11 protein-coding genes are annotated in these 12,027 nt (G+C 42.8%); 4 read left to right on the plus strand and 7 right to left on the minus strand.

Annotation, left to right across the window (positions count from 1 at the left end):
• Positions 1-33: 33 nt before the first annotated feature.
• A complete protein-coding gene (locus I2I04_RS19140) occupies positions 34-582 on the minus strand; it encodes an NUDIX hydrolase (RefSeq protein WP_143259326.1) in 549 nt (182 codons plus the stop codon).
• Positions 583-654: 72 nt separating this feature from the next.
• A complete protein-coding gene (locus tag I2I04_RS19145) occupies positions 655-828 on the minus strand; it encodes a hypothetical protein (RefSeq protein ID WP_008015767.1) in 174 nt (57 codons plus the stop codon).
• 148 nt (positions 829-976) lie between these two features.
• Between I2I04_RS19145 and I2I04_RS19150 the strand changes: the two genes are divergently transcribed.
• The 4 genes from I2I04_RS19150 (at position 977) to hydF (ending at position 6,272) form a co-directional block, all read left to right on the plus strand.
• Complete coding sequence (locus tag I2I04_RS19150; protein ID WP_195655694.1) at positions 977-2,446, plus strand: 4Fe-4S dicluster domain-containing protein; 1,470 nt, start codon at positions 977-979, stop codon at positions 2,444-2,446.
• On the plus strand, positions 2,427-3,467 hold the full coding sequence (gene hydE / locus I2I04_RS19155) for a [FeFe] hydrogenase H-cluster radical SAM maturase HydE (protein WP_195655695.1): 1,041 nt from the start codon (positions 2,427-2,429) through the stop codon (positions 3,465-3,467). Before I2I04_RS19150 ends, hydE begins: the two co-directional genes overlap by 20 nt.
• A gap of 116 nt (positions 3,468-3,583) precedes the next feature.
• Positions 3,584-5,005 carry a [FeFe] hydrogenase H-cluster radical SAM maturase HydG gene (hydG, locus tag I2I04_RS19160; RefSeq protein ID WP_185911527.1) on the plus strand — a complete coding sequence of 474 codons (1,422 nt, stop codon included), beginning with the start codon at positions 3,584-3,586 and terminating at the stop codon, positions 5,003-5,005.
• A gap of 76 nt (positions 5,006-5,081) precedes the next feature.
• The gene (gene hydF / locus I2I04_RS19165) at positions 5,082-6,272 is read left to right on the plus strand and encodes a [FeFe] hydrogenase H-cluster maturation GTPase HydF (RefSeq protein WP_195655696.1); all 1,191 of its coding nucleotides are present in this window, start codon (positions 5,082-5,084) and stop codon (positions 6,270-6,272) included.
• Positions 6,273-6,394: 122 nt separating this feature from the next.
• Here hydF and hisS read toward each other — a convergent pair whose 3' ends face one another.
• The 5 genes from hisS to I2I04_RS19190 all read right to left on the minus strand — a co-directional run bounded on the left by hisS (position 6,395) and on the right by I2I04_RS19190 (position 11,965).
• Positions 6,395-7,759: a histidine--tRNA ligase gene (gene hisS, locus I2I04_RS19170; protein ID WP_143259322.1), complete on the minus strand. Its 1,365-nt coding sequence runs from the start codon at positions 7,757-7,759 to the stop codon at positions 6,395-6,397.
• A 240-nt stretch (positions 7,760-7,999) separates the two neighbouring features.
• Positions 8,000-8,680: a zinc metallopeptidase gene (locus I2I04_RS19175; protein WP_004301089.1), complete on the minus strand. Its 681-nt coding sequence runs from the start codon at positions 8,678-8,680 to the stop codon at positions 8,000-8,002.
• Positions 8,681-8,800: 120 nt separating this feature from the next.
• Positions 8,801-10,099: an alpha-L-fucosidase gene (locus I2I04_RS19180; RefSeq protein WP_143259321.1), complete on the minus strand. Its 1,299-nt coding sequence runs from the start codon at positions 10,097-10,099 to the stop codon at positions 8,801-8,803.
• A 109-nt stretch (positions 10,100-10,208) separates the two neighbouring features.
• A complete protein-coding gene (locus I2I04_RS19185) occupies positions 10,209-11,480 on the minus strand; it encodes an adenylosuccinate synthase (protein WP_004301093.1) in 1,272 nt (423 codons plus the stop codon).
• Positions 11,477-11,965: a Fur family transcriptional regulator gene (locus tag I2I04_RS19190; RefSeq protein WP_195655704.1), complete on the minus strand. Its 489-nt coding sequence runs from the start codon at positions 11,963-11,965 to the stop codon at positions 11,477-11,479. The genes I2I04_RS19185 and I2I04_RS19190 overlap by 4 nt, the downstream gene beginning before the upstream one ends.
• Between the last annotated feature and the right edge of the window lie 62 nt (positions 11,966-12,027).

Here is a 12,027-nt window from a genome sequence, read left to right on the forward strand (position 1 = left end):
AGTTATTATTTCTCTACAGAATTCCAAACGATATTACAGATTTGCTATATATTTCCACAATGGAGCAGCATTCAGCGCTTGCATAATTTCGTTCTTATCAAGCAGGCTTCTTACCTCTTCCAATGTAAGCAAATGTACACTGATATCTTCAGTAGCTTCCAAATGCTGATGGTCTATCAGTTCCACGTCCGTAGCAAGGAAGCAATAAGTCAGATTAGTATGAGTGCTCGGATTAGCGGAAATCACCATATATTCCTGCCAGTTTCCTTTTCCGTAGCCTGTTTCTTCCCACAATTCACGCTGGGCGGACACTAACGGTGAAGCGTCTTCCTTCTCACAGACCCCGGCACAAAGTTCATAACAAGTTCGTTCAATTCCCGGACGATACTGGCGGACAAAAACAAATTTGCCATCTTTTGTAATGGCAATCGTATTTACCCAGTCGGGATACTCAAGAATATAATATTCGGGGATATGGTTACCGTTGGGAAGCAACATATCTTCGCAACGCACAGTCAGCCACGGACGGCGAAATAGATATTTACTACTCACCGTTTTCCAGGCTTTATTCTTTTCTTCCATAAGGTCTGTTTTTTCTTCCGGCAAAAATACAAATTTCCCCCGGCTTTTCCTACCTTTTTCAGTTTCTTGTTTTTATTCGTCCGTGTCGATACAAGTGATCTCTATCCCTTGTATCTGCTCCAGGTATTTTTTGGTAGAGCTTACCAAAGAACTTCCCATGTAGAATAAAAACAGCAGACTGATAATAACCATCAATGCGCCAATCATGGCAAAACGACTACGTTGCTCGAAAATACTGCTATTCATAACTCGGCCTCCTCTAAGTTTTTTTTGTCCACCACAAAGATAACACGCGATGGCTACAAAAAAGTTACAAGAATGTTTCAAAAAACTTAAATATTGAATTTCTGTTCGTATCTTTGCACCAACTAACTAACAACCTTTTTATTACAATATGGCATTTACGAATAATATTATGATTGTCCGGCATAAATTGCTGGCAGACCTTGTTAAACTCTGGAAAAACGACGAATTAGTGGAAAAGATAGACCGGCTCCCGATTGAGTTGAGTCCACGAAAATCAAAACCCCTAGGACGGTGTTGCGTACATAAAGAACGCGCAGTGTGGAGGTACAAGACTTTTCCTCTGATGGGATTGGATATGACAGACGAACACGACGAAGTTACCCCGCTTTCCGAATATGCACGATTGGCATTGAGCCGCCCCGAACCGGACAAGGAAAATATTATGTGCGTCATCGACGAGGCCTGTTCTTCCTGTGTACAGATCAATTATGAAATAACCAACCTTTGTCGCGGATGCGTGGCACGTAGCTGTTACATGAATTGCCCCAAAGATGCGATACGTTTCAAGAAAAACGGTCAGGCAATGATTGACCATGACACATGTGTCAGTTGTGGTATTTGTCACAAGAGTTGTCCTTATCACGCTATTGTATATATTCCCGTGCCTTGTGAAGAGGCTTGCCCGGTAAAAGCTATCAGCAAAGATGAACACGGCATAGAACACATTGATGAAAGCAAGTGTATCTACTGCGGAAAATGCATGAATGCTTGTCCGTTCGGTGCAATCTTCGAAATCTCGCAAACATTCGATGTATTGCAACGCATCCGTAAAGGAGAAAAGATGGTTGCCATTATTGCTCCGTCTATTCTGGGACAGTTTAAGACTTCTATCGGACAGGTGTACGGTGCTTTCAAAGAAATAGGATTTACCGATGTGATCGAAGTGGCTGAAGGTGCTATGGCAACCACCAGTAATGAAGCACACGAGTTACTGGAGAAATTGGAAGAGGGACAGAAATTTATGACTACTTCCTGTTGCCCTTCTTATATCGAACTGGTTGAGAAACATATTCCGGATATGAAACCTTATGTTTCTACCACCGGATCACCGATGTACTACGCCGCACGGATTGCCAAAGAGAAACATCCGGATGCTAAGGTTGTATTTGTCGGTCCTTGTGTGGCTAAACGCAAAGAAGTACGTCGTGACGAAGCGGTGGATTATATTCTGACGTTTGAAGAAATCGGTTCGATTCTCGACGGACTGGGTATTCAGCTGGAACAGGTACAGGAATTCTCTGTATTACATACATCTGTTCGCGAAGCACATGGATTTGCACAGGCAGGTGGTGTGATGGGAGCTGTCAAAGCTTATTTGAAAGAAGAAGCGGATAAAATCAATGCAATACAAGTGTCGGACATCAATAAAAAGAATATCGCTCTGCTGCGTGCCTGCGCCAAGACAGGAAAGGCTGCGGGACAGTTTATTGAAGTGATGGCGTGCGAAGGTGGATGTATCACCGGGCCAAGTACGCATAATGACATTGTTTCGGGACGTCGCCAATTGGCACAAGAGCTGCTCAAACGAAAAGAGAGCTATGAAACAATGGATCGATAAACTACGGCAGGAAAGAACACTTAGCCCGGAAGAGCTCCGGCAACTGTTGACCGGATGTGACGCAGAAACCCTGCGTTACATCAATAAACAGGCGCAGGAAGTCGCTCTCCGCCACTTCGGAAATAAGATTTATATCCGTGGACTGATTGAAGTCAGTAATTGCTGCCGGAACAACTGTTATTACTGTGGTATCCGAAAAGGAAATCCGAATATCGAACGTTACCGGTTGAGCCTGGAAAGTATACTGGACTGTTGCCGGCAAGGATATGAATTAGGCTTCCGCACTTTTGTGCTGCAAGGAGGAGAAGATCCTGCACTGACAGACGATCGGATAGAAATGACTGTCGCCCGTATCAGGCAGGATTATCCGGATTGTGCCATTACACTGTCGCTCGGAGAAAAGTCGCGTGATGCATACGAACGTTTCTTCCGTGCCGGAGCCAACCGTTATCTGTTACGTCACGAAACGTATAATGAGTCACATTACCGGCAACTGCATCCTGCAGAAATGTCCGGCAAACAGCGCCTGCAATGCTTAGAGGATTTAAAAGACATCGGCTATCAGACAGGAACCGGAATTATGGTCGGCAGCCCAGGGCAAACAGTAGAACATATCATCGAGGATATATTGTTCATTGAAAAGCTACAGCCGGAAATGATCGGCATCGGTCCTTTCCTACCCCATCATGATACGCCTTTTGCCCAATATCCCAGCGGAACAGTGGAACGGACGATTCTTCTATTATCTATCTTCCGTTTGATGCATCCATCCGCATTGATTCCGGCAACAACGGCTCTCGCCACTCTTATCCCTGATGGTAGGGAGCGGGGTATATTGGCAGGTGCAAATGTGGTTATGCCCAACCTGTCTCCCCGGGAGGAACGGAGAAAATATGAATTATACAATGACAAAGCTTCACTCGGAGCGGAATCTGCCGAAGGGTTGGCAGCTTTACAAAAGCAGTTGAATACCATCGGTTATGAGATTTCTACCGAAAGAGGGGACTTTAGGAGTGATTAATGGGATAGTGATTAGTGATTAATACTATGCGGCAGCATTGCTCTACTAATCGCTAATTCATTTATCACCCATTACAACACACAGCCCACTAATCATTAATCACTAACCACTAAAAAATGATATATCAAAAAGATTCATCCAAAGCAGAAGAGTTTATCCATCACGAAGAAATTCTGGATACACTGGAATACGCACATAACAATAAGGATAATCGTGTCTTGATTGAACAACTGATTGAAAAGGCAGCTTTGTGCAAGGGACTGACACACCGGGAAGCGGCTATTCTGCTGGAGTGTAACCAACCTGACCTGATAGAACGTATCTTTCATCTCGCCAAAGAAATCAAACAGAAGTTTTACGGTAACCGCATCGTCATGTTCGCACCGCTTTATTTATCTAATTATTGCGTAAACGGTTGTGTATATTGTCCGTATCATGCCAAGAACAAGACTATTGCACGCAAGAAACTGACACAGGAGGAAATCCGCCGGGAGGTAATTGCTTTACAGGATATGGGACATAAGCGACTGGCTCTTGAAGCCGGTGAGCATCCATCACTGAACCCGATAGAATATATTCTGGAATCTATTCAGACAATTTATAATATCAAGCATAAAAACGGAGCTATCCGCCGGGTAAACGTAAATATCGCAGCCACGACGGTAGAAAATTATCGTCGGCTGAAAGAAGCGGGTATCGGCACGTATATCTTATTCCAGGAGACTTATCACAAAGACAACTACGAAGTTCTCCATCCTACCGGTCCCAAAAGCAATTACGCCTATCACACCGAAGCGATGGACCGTGCGATGGAAGGAGGAATCGATGATGTAGGCATTGGCGTCCTTTTCGGTTTGAATACTTATCGGTATGATTTTATCGGATTATTAATGCATGCCGAACATTTGGAAGCCAAATTCGGTGTAGGCCCACATACAATCAGTGTGCCGCGCATCTGTTCGGCAGATGACATCAATGCGGGAGATTTCCCGAACGCTATTTCGGATGAGATATTCAGCAAGATTGTAGCTGTTATCCGAATTGCCGTTCCTTATACAGGAATGATTATTTCTACACGTGAATCGCAAGAATCACGCAAAAAAGTGCTCGAATTGGGTATCTCACAAATCAGTGGCGGTTCGCGTACCAGTGTAGGCGGATATGCTGAAACGGAATTACCCGATCATAATTCCGCCCAATTTGATGTGAGCGATACCCGGACATTGGACGAGGTGGTCAACTGGTTGCTCGAACTCGGATATATCCCCAGTTTCTGTACAGCCTGTTACCGGGAAGGACGAACAGGTGACCGTTTCATGTCATTAGTGAAATCCGGTCAGATAGCAAATTGTTGCGGACCAAATGCCCTGATGACTCTGAAAGAGTATCTGGAAGATTATGCTTCAGAAGATACCCGTCGGAAAGGATTAGAACTGATTCTAAAAGAAACAGAACGAATCCCCAATCCTAAAATCAGGGAAATAGCTATCCGGAATCTCAAAGCTATAGCCGCAGGACAAAGAGACTTTAGATTTTGAATAATACGCCGATGTGCTAATATACCAATGCACCAATTAGCTGCGCATGAATTAACAAGTTGAAAAATTATCAATTATGAGCCTAACAGATACTCCAAACGCCAACAGACTTCATATCACCCTTTTCGGTAGACGGAATAGCGGTAAATCTTCTCTTATCAATGCATTGACAGGACAGGACACTGCACTTGTTTCGAATACTCCTGGAACGACTACCGACCTTGTGTCCAAAGCAATGGAGATTCAAAGTATTGGCCCGTGTCTGTTTATAGATACTCCAGGATTTGATGACGAAGGAGAGCTTGGAGAGCTGCGTATCAGCCGGACTTTAAAGGCTATTGAGAAAACGGATATTGCATTGTTACTATATGAAGACACTACCTTTTCTCATGAAAAAGAGATACTGGCACTATTGAAAGAGAAGAATATCCCTGTCATTCCAGTATTGAATAAAATAGATATACGAGAAAACTGTGATAGCTTAGCTACGTATATTGAGAAAGAATGTAAAATACGCCCGCTACTTATCAGTGCCAAAGAACAAACAGGAATTGAACAGATCCGGCAAGCCATTCTCGAAAAGCTACCTTCGGATTTCGGCCAACAGAGTATCACCGGGGAACTTGTTACAGAAAACGATCTTGTACTTCTGGTTATGCCGCAGGATATTCAGGCTCCCAAAGGCAGACTAATTTTACCACAAGTACAGACCATCCGTGAATTGTTAGATAAAAAATGCCTCGTAGTGACTTGTACTACTGACAAATTTCCGGTGACCCTGCAAGCTCTTGCCCGTCCTCCGAAATTAATCATCACCGATTCGCAGGTCTTCAAAACAATTTATGAACAAAAGCCTAAGGAAAGTGAACTAACCTCTTTCTCTGTGCTTTTCGCAGGATATAAAGGTGATATTCATTATTATGTAGAAAGTGCAGCCGCCATTGAAAGACTAACGGAATCATCGCGTGTACTGATAGCAGAAGCTTGTACACACGCTCCCCTTTCAGAAGATATAGGAAGAGTGAAACTCCCCCGTTTGTTACGGAAACGAATTGGAGAAAAACTACAAATTGATATTGTAGCAGGAACCGACTTTCCGCAAGATCTGACTCCTTATTCGCTGATTATCCATTGCGGAGCATGTATGTTTAACCGTAAATATGTACTTAGTCGCATTGAACGTGCGCGGGAGCAACACATTCCTATGACGAATTATGGAGTAGCGATTGCTTTTCTCAATGGAATATTAGATCAGATAAAATATTAAAAAAGAAGTCGTCTCTTTTTTATTTTGAAATGCCCCCAAAAAGTCTTTTATCTAACTTTTGGGGGCACTTCATTTTTATATTGAGACGACCTCTTTATATTATAAAGTTCTAATATTTCTGCTTATTTCTTCACAACAGCAATCAGCTCCTCTGATGAAACAAGATTCTGTTCTCCTGTCTCCATATTCTTCAACATTGCTTTGCCTTCGTTCATTTCATTCTCGCCGACAATAGCTACAAACGGAATATTCTTCGCATTGGCATAACTCATCTGTTTCTTCATCTTGGCAGCATCCGGGAAAATTTCGGCACGGATACCGGCAGCACGCACTTTAGCCAAAATTCCCATAGAGAATGCAGCTTCCTTTTCACCGAAGTTGATAAACAGAAGTTCTGTTCCGTTTACAGCTTCTTTCGGATAAAGTTCGAGCTGGTTCAATACATCAAAGATACGGTCTGCACCAAAAGAGATACCCACTCCGGACACACCTGCCATACCGAAAACTCCGGTCAGGTTATCATAACGGCCACCACCAGTGATACTGCCAATCTGTACATCCAGTGCTTTCACTTCAAAGATAGCTCCTGTATAATAATTCAGTCCGCGAGCCAATGTAAGGTCAAGTTCGATTTCATTCTTCAAGCCCATTGTTTCCAGTGTATTCAGAATAAATTCACTCTCTTCCACTCCCTTCAGCCCTACTTCACTGGCTGATAACACATTCTTCAGTGTTGCCAATTTCTCCGCATTCGTACCGCTAAGAAGAATGATCGGCTGCAACTTGGCAATAGCCTCATCACTGATTCCCTTCTCTTTCAGTTCGGCATTTACATTATCCAGACCGATTTTATCCAGTTTGTCAATTGCTACGGTAATATCTACAATCTTATCCGATTCGCCTATAATTTCAGCGATGCCGGAAAGAATCTTGCGGTTGTTAATCTTAATACATACACGAATATTGAAACGACTAAAAACGGTATCGACAATCTGCATCAATTCCACTTCGTTCAATAACGAATCGCTTCCTACAACATCGGCATCACATTGATAAAATTCGCGATAACGTCCTTTCTGCGGGCGGTCGGCACGCCATACCGGTTGAATCTGATAGCGTTTGAACGGGAAAGTGATCTCATCACGATGCATCACTACATAACGGGCAAAAGGCACTGTCAAGTCGTAACGCAAACCTTTCTCACAGAATTTGCTTGCCAGTTTGGCAGCATTACGGCTTAACAATTCTTCGTCAGTAATCCCGGAAAAATAATCTCCTGAATTCTGAATCTTAAAGAGTAGTTTATCTCCTTCATCACCGTATTTTCCCATCAATGTAGAAAGCATCTCCATAGACGGAGTCTCTATCTGCTGGAAACCATACAGATGGTATACGTCACGAATCGTATTGAATATATAATTACGCTTCGCCATTTCTACCGGCGAAAAGTCACGAGTTCCTTTAGGAATACTTGGTTTTGCTGCCATAATATTACTGTTTATAATTTTAATTGCGCAAATTTACTGCAAATTTCCGAGCAATGCTTACATATATTTGAAAAAATCACCTGTATTGTGTCCATCCCCTATCAATATCATAAAGAAATACTCAAGCGAGTCCCTCAAACAATACAAAAAATCCTCCATAGTCTTCGGAAAGACTGCGGAAGATCCTTTTATATTCTATAGAGAGAAGTTAATAAACGCACTTTTCTCCCTTTTCATTTCTTAGTCTCTTCTACCCATGAAGATCATGATGTAGTATACCAATGTTGCCAATGAGCCCAATGCAGCAACTACATATGTATAAGCTGCAGAACGAAGAGCATCTTCAGCCTGTGCATGATTGTACGAATTAGTAATGCCGGATGAACTCAACCATACCAACGCACGTTTACTTGCATTAATTTCCACCGGCAGCGTGATAAAGCTGAACAGTGTAGTCATGGCAAACAGGATAATACCTGCCAGCAATAACTGCGGGAAAGAGTTTATCAACAAGATGCCACCCAACAATACCCATGTCATAATGGAAGAGGCAAAGTTCACAACCGGAACCAGCGCACTACGCATTTTCAGCGGAGCATACATGCGTGCGTGCTGCACAGCGTGTCCACATTCATGAGCTGCTACGGCAGCCGCCATTATACTATTACTTTCATACACCCCTTCACTCAAATTCACCGTTTTGTTAGTAGGATTGTAGTGGTCGGTCAACCGTCCCGGCGTATGTGTAACCTGTACGTCATAAATTCCATTGTCATGCAACATTTTTAAAGCAACGTCGCGTCCTGTCATTCCATTTCCTGTAGGAATCTTAGAGTACTTCTTGAATTTGTTTTGCAAATTCATCTGTACCAACCAACTTACAACAGCGATTCCTATAAATAATACCCAATAAGACATCATATACTTTTCAATTTTAATTATTACTCTATATCTTTATAAACAAATTGTTTGCCAAAAATAAGGGGAAACGTTCAATGTCAGAATAGTTTCCCCTTGCTTTTATGAAGAATTAGCTAAAAATTAGTCAATTGTCAGTTCTACCACATAGTCAATATCTTTCGGAACCTCGGCGAATTCGAGCAAAACACCGGCTTTCGTCTTTGTGAAACGAACCGGAGACTGGTCTTTAAACAAGACTGCCTTCTTGACCTTCTTGTCCGTCAACGGCAGGAACAAAGCCACATCTTTCAGGTCGAGAATATGCACATAGAGCTTATTTCCTTTTTGTGTCGTCACTCCCCAATCGTGCGGAGCAACTGCACCGCTTCGTGTTCCATAAATCGTTTCACCATATTGTTTCATCCACTCTCCCATCTCTGCCAAGCGTTGTACAGCTACCGCAGGAAGTTCCCCATCAGGTTGAGGGCCGATATTCATCAAAAGATTGGCATTTTTACCGGCTGCCTTCACCAGATAATGAATTAATGTCTTTGTCGATTTATAATTCTGGTCGGTAATCTTATATCCCCACATACCATTCATTGTTTCACAAGTCTCTAAAGGCAGGCGACTCACCTCCTGTCCGGAAAGCCCCGAAGCATTTTCGCCAGGCAGATCGCGTTCGAAAATCTGAATATCTTCCCCATCAAAAGGCGTTTGATGATGATTATTGCCCACCAGGCAACCCGGTTGGAGTTTGTGAATCAAAGCATACTGTTCCGATAATTCCCAGTTAAAAGTTTTGGGCTGATCCCACCATCCGTCAAACCAGATGGCACCTATCGAACCGTAATTCGTCAACAACTCTGTCAACTGGTTATTCATGAATTGATAATAACTTTTCCAATCTCCTTTTGAGTTCGAGCGACCTGTGCCCTGCCCTGTACGTCCCCAGGGATAGTCTTCGCGCGCCCAGTCAAGATGTGAATAATAAAAATGGAGCTTGATGCCCTGCTTGGCACAGGCTGCTGACAGTTCTTTCACAATATCTCTTTTAAAAGGAGTAGCTTTGACTACATTGTAATCCGAATATTTGGTATCAAACATAGAAAAGCCTTCGTGATGACGGGTAGTGAAACAGATATATTTCGCTCCTGAAGCTTTGATAGCTGCCACCCATTTGTCCGCATCAAACTTGGAAGGATAAAATCCGCCTGCCAGTTTGGCATACTCTTTATAATTCAGATTATTGTTTGTCATAGTCCACTCACCGGTAGCGAGCATAGCGTATAGCCCCCAATGAAGAAAAATACCAAACTTATTGTCCTGAAATTCCTGCCGTGCTTTCAGATTCTCTTCGGTAGGCTGATAGGAAGATTGCGCAAATACTCCCAAGTTCATTACGAACAACAAAAGGAAAGTTATAAAACGTGTTTTCATAAGGCATACATTATTTTTGTGTGTTTAGGATAGACTATACAAAGGATTGAACAAGAAAGGCGGAGTTTTTCTTCAATCTCCGCCTTTCCTCCATATAATAAATCAATTGTTATTCTTCAGTATAACGTTCGATGGTCTGTGCTCTGTCCGGTCCTACAGATACAATCTTGATTTCTACACCAAGCTGTTCTTCCAGGAAAGTCAGGTAAGCATTGAATTCTTCCGGGAATTCATCTTCGCTCTGCATCTTGGTCATATCTGTCTGCCAGCCCGGAAGCTCTGCATATACAGGTTCTACGCCTTCTGTGATGTCATACGGGAAGTAGTCGATTTCTTCACCGTTCACTTTGTAAGCAACGCACGCTTTGATTGTTTCGAAAGTATCGAGTACATCGCTCTTCATCATAATCAATTTGGTAACCCCGTTTATCATCACGGAATACTTCAACGCTACCAGGTCGATCCATCCGCAACGACGTTTACGTCCGGTTACAGAACCGAATTCATGTCCTAACGTACACATCTTGTCGCCTGTTTCATCAAACAATTCTGATGGGAACGGACCTGCTCCGACACGAGTACAGTATGCCTTGAAGATACCATATACTTCACCGATACGGTTAGGTGCCACTCCAAGTCCGGTGCAGGCTCCCGCACATACGGTATTGGAAGAAGTCACAAACGGATATGAACCGAAATCAATATCAAGCATAGTACCCTGCGCTCCTTCACAAAGCACGCTCTTACCATCCTTCAACAGGTTATTCACTTCATGTTCGCTATCTACGAAATGGAATTGTTTCAGGTATTCGATACCTTCCAACCATGCTTTTTCCAGTTCAGTAAGATCGTATTCATAATTCAAGCTCTTCAGAATTTGTTCGTGACGAGCTTTCGCAGCGGCATACTTCTGGTCGAAGTTATGAAGAATATCACCTACACGAACACCGTTACGACTCACTTTATCCGTATAAGTAGGACCGATACCCTTACCGGTAGTTCCCACTTTAGCATCTCCTTTGGCTGCTTCATAGGCAGCATCCAGGATGCGATGTGTCGGAAGAATTAGATGAGCTTTCTTTGAAATGTGCAAACGTTCTTTCAGCGGATGGCCTGATGCTTCAAGTGCTTCTGCCTCTGCCTTAAACAATGCCGGATCAAGTACGACACCGTTACCAATGATGTTTACCTTGTTTCCTTGAAAAATACCGGAAGGAATCGAGCGAAGTACATATTTCTGTCCTTCAAACTCAAGCGTGTGACCGGCATTCGGGCCGCCCTGAAAACGAGCAACCACATCATACTTAGGTGTTAAAACGTCGACTACTTTTCCTTTACCTTCGTCGCCCCATTGTAATCCTAATAGAACATCTACTTTCATTTTTCTTTTTTATTGTTGTTATTTACTTTTTTCCGTTTGTTAGCTCTGTCGCACTTACTACATACTCCATATATATATAAGGAGTAATGCGAAAGCTGGAAGCGGCTCAATTTCGTATTTTCAATGGCTTGCTGCAGTTCCTCGTTCTGAAACTCGGTCACTTTACCACATTGAATACATATCTGATGATGATGTGTCTCGCGATTATATGATTTTTCGTATTGGGAAGAAGTACCGAACTGATGCTTAATGACCAGTCGTGCATTGATAAGAAGAATAATGGTGTTGTAGAGAGTCGCCCGGCTCACCCGGAAATTCTCCTGGTCCATCATCCGTGAATAAAGCATGTCAATATCGAAATGACCGTCAATAGAATAAATAGTATCGAGTATGGCATAGCGTTCAGGAGTCTTACGATGCCCGTTCGCCGTGAGATATTCCGTGAATATCTGCCTTACTGTATCTTTCACGTTTTGAGTTTCCATCATCAGCCAAAATTAGCGCGAACAAAGTTAAGCCTTTTTTGCGGAAAGCAAAAGAAATTCTT

This window comes from Bacteroides sp. 1001136B_160425_E2, assembly GCF_015559655.1.
Taxonomy (GTDB): Bacteria; Bacteroidota; Bacteroidia; order Bacteroidales; family Bacteroidaceae; genus Bacteroides; species Bacteroides luhongzhouii.